This is a genomic window from Chromobacterium sp. CCUG 76385, from assembly GCF_059916625.1.
On record NZ_JAUCGU010000002.1, the window covers coordinates 131,166 to 145,353 of the forward strand.

At 63.0% G+C, this 14,188-nt stretch carries 16 protein-coding genes; 6 read left to right on the plus strand and 10 right to left on the minus strand.

Going from position 1 to position 14,188, the window contains the following annotated elements; all coding sequences use genetic code 11:
- Positions 1-56: 56 nt before the first annotated feature.
- Genes QUG01_RS02465 through hflK form a run of 4 tightly spaced genes read right to left on the minus strand, consistent with a single transcriptional unit; the run spans position 57 to position 4,311 of the window.
- Entirely contained in the window at positions 57-1,142 is a 1,086-nt protein-coding gene (locus QUG01_RS02465) for a TerC family protein (RefSeq protein WP_500828724.1), read from the minus strand.
- A gap of 9 nt (positions 1,143-1,151) precedes the next feature.
- Positions 1,152-2,405: an NRAMP family divalent metal transporter gene (locus QUG01_RS02470; protein ID WP_500828725.1), complete on the minus strand. Its 1,254-nt coding sequence runs from the start codon at positions 2,403-2,405 to the stop codon at positions 1,152-1,154.
- On the minus strand, positions 2,402-3,280 hold the full coding sequence (gene hflC, locus QUG01_RS02475) for a protease modulator HflC (RefSeq protein WP_500828726.1): 879 nt from the start codon (positions 3,278-3,280) through the stop codon (positions 2,402-2,404). The genes QUG01_RS02470 and hflC overlap by 4 nt, the downstream gene beginning before the upstream one ends.
- Positions 3,280-4,311 (minus strand): FtsH protease activity modulator HflK, encoded by a 1,032-nt coding sequence (gene hflK / locus QUG01_RS02480; protein WP_500828727.1) that lies wholly within the window; start codon positions 4,309-4,311, stop codon positions 3,280-3,282. The genes hflC and hflK overlap by 1 nt, the downstream gene beginning before the upstream one ends.
- A 228-nt stretch (positions 4,312-4,539) precedes the next feature.
- Between hflK and QUG01_RS02485 the strand changes: the two genes are divergently transcribed.
- The 3 genes from QUG01_RS02485 to QUG01_RS02495 all read left to right on the plus strand — a co-directional run bounded on the left by QUG01_RS02485 (position 4,540) and on the right by QUG01_RS02495 (position 6,173).
- Positions 4,540-5,439 carry a prohibitin family protein gene (locus QUG01_RS02485; RefSeq protein WP_500828728.1) on the plus strand — a complete coding sequence of 300 codons (900 nt, stop codon included), beginning with the start codon at positions 4,540-4,542 and terminating at the stop codon, positions 5,437-5,439.
- Between the two features lie 104 nt (positions 5,440-5,543).
- Positions 5,544-5,759, plus strand: a complete 216-nt coding sequence (locus tag QUG01_RS02490; RefSeq protein WP_103318591.1) for an HP1242/YdcH family protein — start codon at positions 5,544-5,546, stop codon at positions 5,757-5,759.
- Between the two features lie 120 nt (positions 5,760-5,879).
- Positions 5,880-6,173: a hypothetical protein gene (locus tag QUG01_RS02495; RefSeq protein WP_500828729.1), complete on the plus strand. Its 294-nt coding sequence runs from the start codon at positions 5,880-5,882 to the stop codon at positions 6,171-6,173.
- 89 nt (positions 6,174-6,262) lie between these two features.
- Here QUG01_RS02495 and QUG01_RS02500 read toward each other — a convergent pair whose 3' ends face one another.
- Both QUG01_RS02500 and QUG01_RS02505 read right to left on the minus strand, forming a co-directional pair.
- Positions 6,263-6,652 carry a YybH family protein gene (locus QUG01_RS02500; RefSeq protein ID WP_274771764.1) on the minus strand — a complete coding sequence of 130 codons (390 nt, stop codon included), beginning with the start codon at positions 6,650-6,652 and terminating at the stop codon, positions 6,263-6,265.
- Between the two features lie 77 nt (positions 6,653-6,729).
- Positions 6,730-7,500, minus strand: a complete 771-nt coding sequence (locus tag QUG01_RS02505) for a 2OG-Fe dioxygenase family protein (protein ID WP_500828730.1) — start codon at positions 7,498-7,500, stop codon at positions 6,730-6,732.
- Positions 7,501-7,654: 154 nt separating this feature from the next.
- Here QUG01_RS02505 and QUG01_RS02510 point away from each other — a divergent pair, with 154 nt between their 5' ends.
- Positions 7,655-8,338, plus strand: a complete 684-nt coding sequence (locus tag QUG01_RS02510; protein WP_500828731.1) for a DUF1345 domain-containing protein — start codon at positions 7,655-7,657, stop codon at positions 8,336-8,338.
- Between the two features lie 54 nt (positions 8,339-8,392).
- Here QUG01_RS02510 and QUG01_RS02515 read toward each other — a convergent pair whose 3' ends face one another.
- From QUG01_RS02515 to aceB, 3 genes are all read right to left on the minus strand, one after another.
- Positions 8,393-9,004 carry a glutathione S-transferase gene (locus tag QUG01_RS02515; RefSeq protein ID WP_500828732.1) on the minus strand — a complete coding sequence of 204 codons (612 nt, stop codon included), beginning with the start codon at positions 9,002-9,004 and terminating at the stop codon, positions 8,393-8,395.
- Positions 9,005-9,093: 89 nt separating this feature from the next.
- Positions 9,094-9,786, minus strand: a complete 693-nt coding sequence (locus tag QUG01_RS02520; RefSeq protein WP_500828733.1) for an SIMPL domain-containing protein — start codon at positions 9,784-9,786, stop codon at positions 9,094-9,096.
- Positions 9,787-9,933: 147 nt separating this feature from the next.
- Positions 9,934-11,529 carry a malate synthase A gene (aceB, locus tag QUG01_RS02525; protein ID WP_500828734.1) on the minus strand — a complete coding sequence of 532 codons (1,596 nt, stop codon included), beginning with the start codon at positions 11,527-11,529 and terminating at the stop codon, positions 9,934-9,936.
- A 127-nt stretch (positions 11,530-11,656) separates the two neighbouring features.
- Between aceB and QUG01_RS02530 the strand changes: the two genes are divergently transcribed.
- Both QUG01_RS02530 and treR read left to right on the plus strand, forming a co-directional pair.
- Entirely contained in the window at positions 11,657-12,553 is an 897-nt protein-coding gene (locus tag QUG01_RS02530; protein WP_500828735.1) for a LysR family transcriptional regulator, read from the plus strand.
- A gap of 81 nt (positions 12,554-12,634) precedes the next feature.
- On the plus strand, positions 12,635-13,339 hold the full coding sequence (gene treR, locus QUG01_RS02535; RefSeq protein ID WP_500828736.1) for a trehalose operon repressor: 705 nt from the start codon (positions 12,635-12,637) through the stop codon (positions 13,337-13,339).
- 247 nt (positions 13,340-13,586) lie between these two features.
- Here treR and QUG01_RS02540 read toward each other — a convergent pair whose 3' ends face one another.
- Complete coding sequence (locus QUG01_RS02540) at positions 13,587-14,003, minus strand: cytidine deaminase (RefSeq protein ID WP_500828737.1); 417 nt, start codon at positions 14,001-14,003, stop codon at positions 13,587-13,589.
- Positions 14,004-14,188 lie beyond the last annotated feature (185 nt).

A 14,188-nucleotide genomic window follows, 5' to 3' on the forward strand; every position in this document is an offset into this window, starting at 1 on the left:
CAGGGGCAGGAGGCAGTGTTGAAGGGCGCCGGAGTCTGCGCCCTTGCAGGGTAGGTTCAGCGCGCTGGTTTGATCGGGTGTTTAGGCGCAGGCAGCAGGCCCTGGCTCAGCAAGTGCCAGCCGAGCCATAGCAAAACCAGGATGCCGATCAGCGCCGCCGCGCCGACCAGTAGCCGCAGCGCAGGGCTGAGGCGGTTTTTTGCGCTGAAGTCCTCCGCGTCGGCGTTTTCCGCAGCGATGGCTTCCGGCGCAGCCATTGCCGCGATATCCAGCGGGACGGGTTGCGCTGCCGGCGGCGGGACAGGCTCGATGGCGGCATGGGACACCGGCTCCAAACAGTCTTCAGTGGCTGGAGCCGCGGTGGCTTGCGGCTGAATGTTGGCCTCTCCCAGCAGCGCCAGGCGGCGGGTCAGGGGTTCAAACGGCCGCCACGGCGGCATGGGTGGCAGCTTGGGGCGCTGCTCGCGGATGATGCGGCTTTCCAGCAGCACGAACAAGGCGCCCAGCAACGGCACCACCAGTTGCAGCGCCGGCGCCTGCGCGGCGACCCAGTCGCCCCACAGCGCATCGCTTACCGCCAAGCTGCCGGCCAGCCAGCCCAGCGCCGCCGCGCCGGCCGGGATCAGCAGCGGATAGTCGTCCATCAGCCGCGCCAGCAACAGGCTGCCGTACATCAGCAGGGGCACGCTGAGCATCAGGCCGAATAGCAGAAACCACACGCTGCCTTGCGCGGCGGCGGCCAGCGCCACCACATTGTCCAGGCTCAGCGCCAGATCGGCGCCGACCACCAGCATCACCGCATTCCACAATTGCTGGCTGTGCCCGGCTTGTTCCGCCAGCTGCGATCCATCGTCGCCGTCGGTTTCGCCCAGCAGCAGCTGCATGGCGATGACCAGCAGGATGACGGCGCCGATCAGCTTCAGCATGGGCACCATCAGCAGCACGCCGGTCAGCGCCGCCAGCAACAGCCGCAGCGCGATGGCGAAGCCGGTGCCCCACATGACGGCGCGGCGGCGCAGCGCCGGCGGCAGCGAGCGGCAGGCCAGCGCGATCACCAGCGCGTTGTCGCCGCTGAGAATCAGGTCGAGGAAGGTCACCTGAAAGGTCAGGCCAAAGGCGTGGGCGAGGCTGTCGGGTTCCATTTCTATCCTTTAGCCCAGGCTGCCGACGATGCCGGCGTAGAGGCTGAAGCCAGCCACCGGCAGCAAGAGCGCCGCCAGCGCCAGCCGGTAGCGCCGGCTCAGCTGCAGCGCCGGCGGCAGCTCGCGGCAGGCCAGCCAGTACAGGCCGGCCAGCATGACCGGCAGCAGCAGCGCGTTGGCCACCGAGGTGGCGATGGACAGCTTGACCAGATTCACGCCGGACGACACCAGCGCGCCGGTGACGATCAGCATGGCGGCGAAACTGCCGTAGAACCAGGGCGCCTCCAGCGGGTGCTTTTCCAGCGATTCGCGTTTGCCGGCCAGCTCGCCCAGCGTCCAGGCGCTGGTGAGGCACACCACGATGGTGGCGACCAGCGCGCCGCCGGACAGGGCCAGCGCGAACAGCAGCTTGCCGCCGGTGGGGCCGAGCAGGCGGGTGAAGCCGCCGGCGATCTGCGGGATGGTGTCCAGGGTTGCGCCGCCGGCGCCGTTGCCGAAGGCCACCGCGGCGGCGATCAGGATGCCGGCGGTGATGACTTGGCACAGAATGGCGCCCAGCAGCGTGTCCAGCCGCGCCGGCTTCAGGTCATCCAGCGTCAGGCCCTTGTCCAGCATGGCCGACTGTTGGTAGCACAGCGTCCACGGCATGATGCAGGTGCCGATATTGGCGGCGGCGAGCAGCAGGTAGTCATGGTTGGCCAGCGGCAGCTGGCTGAGCTGCGCCAGCATTTGTCCTGGCACGGGGCGGGCCAGCCACGCTTCGGCCAGGAAGGCCAGCTCGAACACGCCCAGGCCGATGGCGATGCGCTCCACCGAGCGGTAGCTGCCGGTGCACACCATGATGAAAATCAGCGCGCACAAGAGCCCTATGCTGCGCCAGACCGGAATGCCGAAGATTTGGGCGATGCCGGCCAGGCCGCTCAATTGGGTGGCCAACGCCCCCAGGCAGCTGGTCAGCAGCAGGGCTGCGGAGGCCCGTTCGGCGCGGCGTCCCCAGCGCCGGCGCACCAGTTCGCCGTAGCTCTTGCCGGTGCCCAGCGCCAACCGTATCGTCAGCTCCTGCGCCATGTACAGCACGGGAATCAACAGCAGGAGCAGCGGCAGCATGCGGTAGCCCCAGTGCGCGCCGCTCTGCGCGGCGGCGATCACGCTGCCGGTTTCGGTGTCGGCCAGCATCACCACCAGGCCGGGGCCGACGGCCGCCAGCAGGCGGCGCAAGCGGCGTAGAGTGCTGGGTTGCAGCGCCATGCTGGCTTCGCTCATGGTTTGGCGCCCGCGGGGCCGTTTTTCAGGTCATGCAGCAGCGCCGAATCCGGCGACAGCACCAGCACTGGAGCGGACTCCGCCAGCGACTGGCGATAGGTCTGCAGCGAGCGGTAGAACTTGTAGAACTTGGGATCGCGGCTGAAGGCCTGGGCCAGGATGCGGCCGGCTTCGGCGTCGGCCTCGCCGTGGGTGATGGCGCTCTGGCGCTGCGCCTCGGACAGGATCACAGTGCGGTCGCGGTCGGCCTTGGCCTGGATCTGCTGCGCCCATTCCGCGCCCTGGGCGCGCAATTCCTTGGCTTCCTGCTGGCGAGCCGACTTCATCCGGTCGTAGATGGCCTGGCTGGTTTCCAGGGGCAGGTCGGCGCGGTGCAGCTGCACCTCGGTGACTTCCAGCCCCATCGGTCGGGCGCGTTCCATCACTTCCTGCTGGATGCGTTCGACAATGCCGCGGCGGCGCGGCGACAGCAGGTCGGTCAGCGGCGCCTTGCCCAGCTCGCGCCGCAGCGAGGTGCTGACCAGCTGCGTCAGCTGGGCGCGGGCCTGCTCCTCGGTGCGCAGCGCCTGGTAGAAGCGCAGGGTGTCGGCGATGCGATAGCGGGTATAGGTTTCCACTTCCAGCCGCTTCTCGTCGCCCAGAATGATCTGCTCCGGCGGCGGAGCCAGTATTTGCAGACGGGTATCGTAATACTGCACGCTATCAATCAGCGGCAGCTTGAATTTCAGCCCCGGCTCGCCGTCCACATTGACCGGCGCGCCCAAGCGCACCACCAGCGCCTTCTGCCCCTCGTTCAAAGTGTATTGCGCCGACAAGGCCAGCCATACGGCGGCAATGCCGGCCACCCAGCCTATCCCGCGCCATTGCTTGTCCATCAGCGGTTCTCCTTGCCGGGCTTGGCTTTGTCTTGCAATTGCAGCAGCGGCAGCACGCCGCTGCCGTTCTTGCCGCTGCCGTCTATCACCACCTTGCTGGCCTTTTTCAGCATCTCGTCCATGCTTTCCAAATACAGGCGCCAGGCGGTGACGTCCTTGGCCTGGGCGTAGGTCTGGTACACCGAATCGAAGCGCTTGGCCTCGCCCTGCGCCAGATTGACCACCTGGCTGCGATAGGCCTCGGCCTCTTGGCGGATGCGCTCCGCCTCGCCGCGCGCCTTGGGCAGGATGTCGTTGCTGTAGGCCTGCGCCTCGTTGCGGGCGCGCTCCTGGTCGGCGCGGGCGCGCTGCACGTCGTTGAAGGCGTCGATCACCGCCGCCGGCGGGTCCACCCGCTGCAGTTGCACCTGGGTGATCAGGATGCCGGCTTGCTGGGCATCCAGCCTTTGCTGGATCAAGCCGCGGGCCTCCTCGGCCACCTGCTGGCGGCGGTTGGACATCGCCGCCTGAATCGGGGTGTGCGAGAGCACCTCGCGCAAGGCGCCCTCGGCGGTGATGCGCAACGCCTCTTCCGGCTTGCTGGTGCGGAACAGGAACTGGCCGGCGTCCTTGATGCGCCAGAATACCGCGCAATCGGCCTCGACGATGTTTTCGTCGCCGGTCAGCATTTGTTTCTCGCGCGGGTCGGCCGCGTCCGGCGGCGAGCCTTCGTACAGATTGGCCAGCTTCAGTTGCTTGATCTGGGTGGCCTTGGGCAACTGCACGGTTTCGATCGGCCACGGCAGGTGGTAGTGCAGACCGGCCGAAGTGGTGTCGGTCCAGCGGCCGAAGCGCTGCACCACGCCTTGCTCATCGGGCTGCACGCGATAGATGCCCGAAGCCAGCCAGATGATGGCGGCCATGCCGGATAGCAGCGCCAGCCCCTTGCCGCGCATGCCCAGCAGTTCAAGCGTGTAGTCCAGACGCTGGCGAATGGCGCCGAATGTCGAATCCGCGGCATGGGTTTCCTGGGGCGGGAGCGGGCTGGGCATGTGAGGATCCTGGTTTTTGACCTTGTTGCTAAGCGGGTTAACGCAGTCGATGCGGCTTGGATGACATCTGTTGCCAATTTAGCCCATTGCAGATGCGTCCAGGCGGCAACCATAGCAAACCCGGCTTATCCATATTGCATCGAATTGTTTGCAAGACATATGCTGTGGTGGGCAGATGGCTGGCGGATGGCGCCGGCGGCACCGTTGCCCATTTATCGGGATGATGGCATGCAAGCGTTGAAGGGATGGATATGGAAACTGGGCGTGGCCGCACTGGGCTTGATCGTATTGTTCAATATATTGGACAAGACCATATTGAGCTGGACCGTGATCAATCCCGGTTATACCGGCATCAAGATCAACCGTTTGGTCGACCGCGGCATCAGCAAGGAAAACGTGGTCACCGGCTTTGTGTTTTACAACCCCATCCAGAGCGTAGTAGTGGTGTACCCCACCTTCGTGCAGCGCGAGGTATGGACCCGGTCGGCTAGCGAGGGCAGTCCGGCCAACGAGGAGTTGAGTTTCAATACCAAGGATTCGGTGCCGGTGGCGATAGACGTGGCGGTGTCCTACCTGCTGCGCGCCGACAAGGTGCCGGAGTTCTATACCCGCTTCCGCGCCGACGACATCTCCAACTGGACGCACGGCTATCTGCGCGACACCGCCCGCAATATCGTGGTGGCCATCGGTTCCGAATACAGTTTTGACGATATCAACGGCGTCAAGAAGGAAGAGTTTCTGAACCGCGTGGCGGCGGAGTTGAACCGGCGCACGCAGCCGATAGGCGTGACCATCCAGCAATTCGGCCTGGTGGGCGCGCTGAGGCCGCCGCCGGAGCTGGCCAACGCGGTCAATGCCAAGACCAAGGCGATCCAGGACTCCATCCGCACCGAAAACGAAGTGCGCGCGGCCCAGGCCGAGGCAAGGAAAAAAGTGGCGATTGCCGAGGGCGAGGCGGCAGCCAACCGCGCGCTGGCCTCGTCGCTGGACGACAGGCTGCTGGCCTGGGAGAGGCTGAAGCTGCAGCGCGCCTACATCGATAAATGGAACGGCCAGATGCCTGGCGTGGTCAGCGGGGAGGGCGGCGGCATGCTGCTGAATATTCCGGCGCCTCCTGCCCAGAAATGAGGCGCTTTAGCTGAGGCAGGTCAAGCGCCCCGCGGGGATTTGCCTTTAGCATGGGGTCATGAGCCGGCGCGGCCAGCGCCGACACCCCACCCAGGAGGCTGCTGATGTTTCCCGAATACCGCGATCTGATTTCCCGCCTGAAGACAGAAGATGCCCGTTTCGCCAAGCTGTTCGACCTGCACAACCAGCTGGATCAGCAGATCAAGAATATGGAAGAACGGATTGTTTCCGCCACGCAGCAGGAAATTGAAGTGCTGAAGAAAGAAAAGCTGAAGCTGAAGGACGAGTTGTATGTCTTGTTGAAGTCGCATACGTCCTGATTGCCTCATCGCTTGCCCGCGTCGGATAAGCCGAAACCGTTGGTTTCGGCTTTTTTGCTGCACATTGGAACAGTTGGAGCTAAAACTATAAAACGATCATGCAGGGACGGGGACGCAACCATGCACTTCGACGAAGTTCACAGCAAGCATTTTGTCACCCTCAGCCGGACGCCGCAGCCGCATGTCCTGATGGAGCAGGCCTTGGTGGCCATGGGAGGCGGCGGCAACGACGGCATGAATTTCCGCAAGCAGGCGCTGGCGGCGGCGGGATGGAGCTATGACGGCCTGGTGCCGTTCGCCAAGCATCCCGATCATGCCGCCCAGGCCTTCAACAAACTGCGCCAGGCTTTCGCCAAGGCAGACACGCCGGAGCAGCTGTTGCAGGCTTTGGGAATAAATGAGGGCCTGATCTGACCCTTGCCAGGCTGGTGGTGGGCCACCATGTCTTTTACGATGGCGGCGCAACGCGCGCCGCCATTGTCTATTCGCATGCCAGTTTTGACTTACTGCTGCGGCTCCAGCAATTGGTGGCCGTAGGAGTTGTCTATGGTGCAGCGCCAGGCGCCATCGGTGTCCTGAGCGAAGACATAGGTGGCGTCGCGGGTGATTTCGTCCAGCTCGTCCGCCTTCAGCCGCGTTTTGGCCAGCGCCAGCGCGCTGGCGCCGCTGTGCAGGATGTGCACGGCGTCCTGGCTGACTTGCAGGCTGTGGTTGAAGTGGGCGGCGATGGCGATAAAGGCTTGCCGGATCTGCTCTTTGCCGCAGGCATTGAGTCCGGGGCGTATTACCAGTACCGCATCATCGGCGTAAAAATCCATGAGCCGGTCAAAGTCTTGCGCGTTGATTGCCGCGTCGGCGGCGGCGATCAGCTGGGCGACGGGATGATCTTGCATGGCGGCCTCCTCATGCGGTCGATATCGCCACTTTACGCCGGTTTGCGCGGTCCGGATATCCGGACCGCTGGGTAGCATCAGCGGCGCCTGAAACTCAGCAACAGCACATCGCGTATGCCGTCGCGGGAGGGGTCCAGTTGCGCGACCGGCGTCACCCCGTGCAGCACCCGTTCGTCGTTGATGAGAACCAGGTCCAGCGGGTCGGTCAGCGTGAACTCGGCAAGCGGCTCATGTTCCAAGTTGTACAGTTCGGTGGCGCCGTTTACCAGATTGTGGCGGCCCACCATCATGATCAACAGAAACTGCATGCCGTCGCGGTGTATGCCTTCCGGGGTGGGTTTGCCCGACAGACGGTTGCGCGCTTCGATCCGGTACTGGTGCGCCTCGATGTGCCACGGCGTGTATGGCGAGAGCTTGCCGAATACGCTGCAAGCGAGCTTTAGCACGGATTGCATGGTGTGGCCGAGCAGGATCTCGTTGCGTATCGGCTCGTAGTGGCGCGGCACGCCGCCGTTCAGCGGATTGTAGAAGCGGCTCTGGTAATGCGGCTGATGCGGCTCGGAGCGGGCGTGGCGCGCGCCGGGTTGGGCGCTGAGGGTGGCATGCAGCCGTTTGCGGTAGCGGCCGCCATCCGCCATGAATTTGTCCAGCTGCAAGTGGTTCCAGCTATCATGGAACGCTTCCCAGTCATCCAGCGCCGACGCATTGCCCTGTAATAGCAGCCGACGCGTCTGTTCTGCCGGAATCAGGCAGAAATCCTGGCGTGCCAGCCGTTGGCAAATCGGCTCGAGTAAGGCGTCATCATTCAGCATCGCAGGCTGCTGGGGCGAGTAAGATGCCGAGCTCATGCCATTGTCCTGTTTTGTCGATTTGCGGATTGTGCCCGGTTTTTTGAAAAAACAAAAATAAATATTTGTTATAAATTTTACATGCCAAATAGACTTGTTCAGTCCGCCGCCTGGCGGTTTCCCATCCACCTCAATCAAGGAGCAAGAGCAATCCATGACCCTGTTCGCCATCGCCCGTCGTTCCCTATTTGTCCGCCTCGTGCTGGCCCGGCCACGCTTGAGCGGGTCGGCGTTGTTCGGCCTGTTGGTCATCCTGATCCTGCCGCATGTCGTCGAGATGTACGACGTCACCCGCTACATCGTCGGCTGGAACGCCGGCGCCTGGCTGTACCTGGCCTTGGCCGGCGGCATGATGTTCGGGCCGCGCCGCCAGTCGGCGCGGCATTGGGCCAGACTGGAGGATGAGGGGCAGTGGCTGGTGCTGTTGCTGGTGTGCCTGGCGGCGGCAGCCAGCCTGAGCGCCATCGTGATGGAGTTGGCGGTGGTGAAGGACATGCGCGGTTGGCAGCGCGCAACCCATATCGGTTTGGCGGTGCTGACGCTGCTGTCGTCCTGGGCGTTTACCCATGTGATGTTCGCCTTGCACTATGCGCGGGCCTTTTATGCCGAGGAGGCGCGCGGCGGCTCCGGCGGCTTGGAGTTTCCGGGCACGGATCAGCCGGACTACAGCGATTTTCTGTATTTTGCCTTCATCATCGGCACATCGGGCCAGACCGCGGACGTCAGCTTCACCAGCTCTTGCCAGCGCCGCACCGGAACCGTGCATTGCGTGCTGGCTTTCTTCTTCAACGCCACCGTGCTGGCCTTGATGATCAATATCGCCGCCGGCTTGATCTGAATGGCAAACGCCACCGGATTGCGCCGGTGGCGTTTTGTCGGAAGCCGTTGAAAATCAGGCGGCGGGCGGCTCGGTGTCGATGAAGGACTGGCGTTGGTTCAGCCGCTGCAGCAGCGCGTCCAGGTTCGGATACGCGGCGCGCCATTGGATCTCCGGCGCGCGGAAGTCCAGATAAGCCAGGCAGCAGCCAACGGCGATATCGGCCAGGCTGTAGCCGTGGCTGGTGCACCACGGTTTCTCGCCCAGGTCTTCCGACAGCGTGGCCAAGCCGCGCAGAATCTTGCCGCGCTGGCGCTCCACCACTTCCTCCATCTGCTTTTCAGGCGGGCGGCGATGTTCCAGCACGATGGTCACCATGGCGTCGATGATGCCGTCCGCCAGCGCCTCCCAGCGCCGGGTATTGATGATCTGACGGTTGTCCTGCGGCAGCAGGCGCGACACCGGCGAGCTGTTTTCCAGATATTCGACTATCACCCGCGAGTCATACAGCGTGGAGCCGTCGTCCAGTTCCAGCACGGGCACCTTGCCCAGCGGGTTGTACTCCGGCACGCGGGTGTTGTCTCTCCAGGGCACATCTTCCTCGAGCGGGCAGTCGATTTTCTTTTCAGCCAGCACGATGCGCACCTTGCGGGCATAGGGGCTGGTCAAAGAGGCGATCAGTTTCATTTTCGGCGATGGAGAGATGACGGGGAGGTTGCCGGCCCCCGGGGCGGCCAGCACCTAACTGTAGCGCAAGCCGGCCGGGGCTGAAAGCCTTACTTGAGTTCCACCTTGCCGCTGACTTGCAGTTGCAGCTGGCTTTGGCCCGGTTGAAGGTCTGGCTGGGCGACATTGGCTTCGGCGCCGGCCATGGCCGCCTTCATCATCATGACCGGAGGCCTGAAACCGTGGTTTTGCTGGCCGATGTCCAGCTGCTGAATGTTGACCACGCTCTTGCCCAGGGCCTTGGCGGCGATCTCGGCCTGGCTCTTCAGGCTGGCGATGGCCTCCGGAATCATGCCTTGCTCGGCCTCGCGCCGCGCCAGATCGGATACGCCGAATTGCACGCCCTGCAACAGCATGGTTTGCTGCAGCTTGGCGATCAGTTCTGCCGCCTGGCTGAAGTTGCGGCTTTTCAGCTGGATTTCCGAACGGCCTTGCCAGCCATTGATCTTGCCGTTTTTGTCGTAGCTGGGCCAGGTGTTGTAGCTGCCGCTGGAAAGCTGGACTTCCTTGTATGTTTTACCCTGTGCCAGGCTGCTGGCGGTGATCTTGTTCAGCCTGTCCGCCAGGACTGCCGCTTGACTGTTGCTTTGTTGCACATACAGCGTGGCGGAGATCTCGTCGTTAGGGACTTCCCGCTGCGCATTGGCGGATAGATTGAGCTGGATGCCGTCGGCGGCGGCGAACGGCGCCGCGCCAGCCAACAGGCAGCACATCAGCATGGGTTTGATGCGGGATTTTTTCATTTCGGCTCCTGAGCGGATGGATGGCGGAAAGTAGACTCCGCTTCGATTCACTTGGCAAGCGGCGGTTCCATGCTGTGTGGCATTTTCATTGTCGATGAAAAATGCCAAACGGCCCCTAGGGGCCGTTTGGCAAGCCATGGCAGGCGGTCAGGCGATGTATTCGTAGCCCGGCAGCGTCAGGAATTCGACGAAGTCGTCCGAGGTGGTCAGCAGGTCGAACATCTTGGCCGCGTCGTCATACTGTTGCGTCCAGCGGCTGCCGTATTCGGCCTTCAGCTTGGCCACTTCCTGGGCTTGCAGCGCGCGGAACAGCTCGACTGTGACCTTGCGGCCGTCGTCCAGCACGCCCTTGGGCGAGCGTATCCATTGCCAGATCTGCGAGCGCGAAATCTCGGCGGTGGCGGCGTCCTCCATCAGGTTGTGGATGGGCACGCAGCCGTTGCCGGAAATCCAGGCGCCCAGGTACTGGATGCCGACGTTGATGTTCATGGCCAGGCCCGCTTCGGTGATCGGCGCTTCCGGCTGGAAATTCAACAGATCGGCGGCGCTTACCTGCACATCCGGGCGCTGCTTGGCGATCTGGTTGGGCGCGTCGCCCAGCACGGCGCTGAAAGCGGCGTCGGCGATAGGCACCAGGCCCGGGTGGGCCACCCAGCCGCCGTCGTAGCCGTCGGTGGCGTCGCGGTCCTTGTCCGCCTTGACGCCGGCCAGCGCCTTTTCATTGGCGGCGGCGTCGTTCTTGATCGGAATCAGCGCTGCCATGCCGCCGATGGCCGGAGCGTTGCGGTGGTGGCAGGTTTTCAGCAGCAGCAGCGCGTAGGCGCGCATGAAGGGCACGGTCATCGTGATCAGCGCGCGGTTGGCCAGGCAGAAGTCGCGGTTCTGCTTGAACTTCTTGATGCAGCTGAAGATGTAGTCCCAGCGGCCGGCATTCAGGCCGGCGGAGTGCTCGCGCAGCTCGTACAGGATTTCGTCCATTTCGAAGGCGGCGAGGATGGTCTCGATCAGCACGGTGGCCTTGATCGTCCCCTGCGGGACATTCAGCTCGTTCTGGGCGAACACGAACACATCGTTCCACAGCCGCGCTTCCAGATGGCTTTCCATCTTGGGCAGGTAGTAATAAGTGGCGCTGCCGTGTTCGCGCAGGTAATGGATGTTGTGGAAGAACGACAGGCCGAAGTCGAACAGGCTGCCGGACACGATCTCGCCGTCCACCTTGACGTGCTTTTCCATCAGATGCCAGCCGCGCGGACGCAGCAGCAGGGTGGCGATGCTGTCGTTCAGCCGGTACTGCTTGCCTTCCGGGCTTTGGTAGGAAATGGTCTTGCGATAGGCGTCGCGGACATTGATCTGGCCGGCGATCTGGTTGTCCCAGCTGGGGCAGTTGGAGTCCTCGAAGTCGGCCATGAAGCTCTTGGCGCCGGAGTTCAGCGCGTTGATCATCATTTTGCGCTCCACCGGGCCGGTGATTTCCACGCGGCGGTCCAAGAGGTCCGCCGGCAGCGGCGCGATTTTCCAGTCGCCGGCGCGCACGGCGGCGGTTTGGGGCAGGAAGTCCGGCAGCTTGCCGGCGTCCAGCTCCGCCTGGCGCGCCACGCGGGCGGCGATGCGCTCGCGGCGCGTGGACTCGAAGCGGCGGTGCAGCTTGGCGACGAATTCCAGCGCCTCCGGCGTGAGGATTTCGGCGTAAGCCGGAGTGATGTCGGCGAGGATTTCCACGCCCTGCGGAAGATTGGCTGCCATGCGCGCGCTCCTTGATGAGAGGGTAATGATGTGAGAATGCTGCAATGCAATGATTGACAGTCTATTCGGCGCGCGAGTAAAAAGAAATGGTGAGATTTGCACAACATTTTTTACTTTTAGGTAGCTAATGAGCGAGTTGAAGCAGCTGGAGACCTTTGTCGCCGTGGTGGGGCTGGGCAGCCTGTCGGCCGCGGCGCGGCAGCTGGGCGTGGTGCCGGCCATGGTGGGGCGGCGGCTGGACGCGCTGGAAGAAAGGCTGGGCGTGCGCCTCTTGGTGCGCACCACGCGCAACGTGGCGCCGACGCAGGAAGGCGAGGCGTTTTACGAGGACTGCCAGCGCATCCTGGCCGATTTGACAGAGGCCGAGGCCGCAGTGGCGTCCGGCAGCGGCAAGGCGCGCGGCCATCTGCGGCTGTCCGCGCCGGCTGGTTTCGGCCGCCGCCACGTGGCGCCGCACGTCGCGGCGTTTCAGCGCCTGCATCCGGAAGTGAAAGTCACCTTGGACCTGTCCGATCGATTGGTGGATTTGCAGCGCGATCGCATAGACTGCGCGATCCGCATCTCCGACCTGTCCGATTCCAGCCTGGTGGCCATCCGCCTGGCGGAAAACCGGCGCGTGGTGGTGGCGTCTCCTGAATATCTGGCCGCCCACGGCGCGCCGCGCGCGCTGGAGGATCTGCAGCGCCATCAGTGCCTGTCGCTGGGGGAAAGCCAGAGCCGCGGCTGGAGCTTTGCGGTCGACGGCAAACCGGTAAACCTGAAAGTGTCCGGCGCGCTGGAGTGCAACGACGGCGCAGTGCTGCACGACTGGGCGCTGCAGGGTCTGGGCCTGGCCTGGCGCTCGCTGTGGGAGGTCAAGGACGATCTGTCCGAAGGCCGGCTGGCGACGGTGCTAGACGATTTCTCGTCGCCGGACTACCCGGTGTACGCGGTGGTGCCGCAGCGCAAGCTGCTGCCGGCCAGGGTGCGCCATTTCATCGAGCACTTGAAGGCGGCCTACGCCGCGCCGGGCTATTGGGATTGAGGGCGGTTTGCCGCGCCGGGCGCGGCTTGCTAAGGTAGGGCCTCGCCGCGCAGGGGCCGCGCGCACAAGAAGACAAACAACGTGAACAAATACCATCAGATCTATTCCGACATCGTCGCCGACATCGACAACCGGCGTTACGCCCAGGGCGAGCGCATCCCATCCGAATCCGAGCTGATGCACAGCTACGACGCCAGCCGCGGCACCGTGCGCAAGGCGGTGGACATGCTGCAGGAGCGCGGCTATGTGCAGAAGATACACGGCAAGGGCATGTTCGTGCTCAAGCCGGGCAATATCGAATTCCAGCTCAGCGGCATCGTCAGCTTCCAGGAAATGAACGAGCGCATGGGGCGCAAGGTGGTCTCCCGCGTGGCGGAGCTGGCGGAACAGCCGGCCGACGCCGCGCTGGCCAAGGCCACCGGCCTGGCCGAGGGCACCGGCATAGTCAAGATCAAGCGGGTGCGCAATATCGACGGCGAGAATGTGATCCTGGACGTCAATCACTTCGTCGCCAGCCTGGTGCCCGGCCTGAACGAAGACATCGCCGCCGGCTCCATCTACCGCTACATCGAGCAGGAGCTGGGCCTGACCATCAGCTACGCCCAGCGCATCATCGAAGCCCAGCCCTGCAGCGACGACGACCGCCGCTACCTGGACCTGAACGGCATGGACCACGTCATCGTGGTCAAAAACCTGACCCACCTCTACGACGGCCGGCTGTTCGAGTACACCGAGTCGCGGCATCGATTGGACAAGTTCTATTTCACGGATATTGCCAGGCGCTAGTATTTTTCATTAGGGTTTGCGCGTGCTGGAGTGCCAATTGAATTTGGCCCGGTAACGTTTCAGTTAATGCTTCCTCCGGCGCGAGTGGACAAAATTTTTTGTAGCTTAATTCAGTCCAATGGTCGGCGATGTCGAATTGATCGGTGGTGGAGTCGTAGCTTTGTCCGGAGGTGCGATGGTAGACGTGGAGTTAGGCGTTTCATCATATTTCCGAGCTTCGGTACGGAGTATTTTACTCCCGAAACTCTCACTCTCCGGCATCGCGGACGGCATCGAGCCAATAATGCGGATTCACTTCGCGCAGTAGTTTGGATTGCCATGCGCCCAGCTTGCCGGGAACGGACACCGCAACTGCAACTTCCGGCCCCCAAAGGGCCAAACGCTCTTGGCAGACACCGCAAGGAGGAAGAATCAAAAATGGACGATCCGGTTGACTGCGAGAAACACACACAGAAGCCACTACCTGCTCTCCAAGCCGATAAGCCTCGCAAAACGCGCCGGTTTCATGACAAAGACTAACGGCATCATAGGGCGCTTGAAGCCCTACGCTGGTAAGAATGCGCCCAGCGTTGGTGCGAATGGCAGCGGCACCGGCATAGCCAGAAGGGAAACGTTGTAATGCCTGCTGTATTGCCGCATCCACGAGAGATTGGTCAACGCACATTATTTAATTGCTCGAATGCTTAATTAGCTACCCGAAATGCCGGGCGAAGTGTGATATTTTGGTGTGCAATAATTATGCCGTCAAGATTTTAATATTGAAATCATCATGACATCATGTATTTTGGACATCATTTGGGTCCCACCACGTACCCAGGATACTGCCATGATTTCGGCGACTCGGCGACT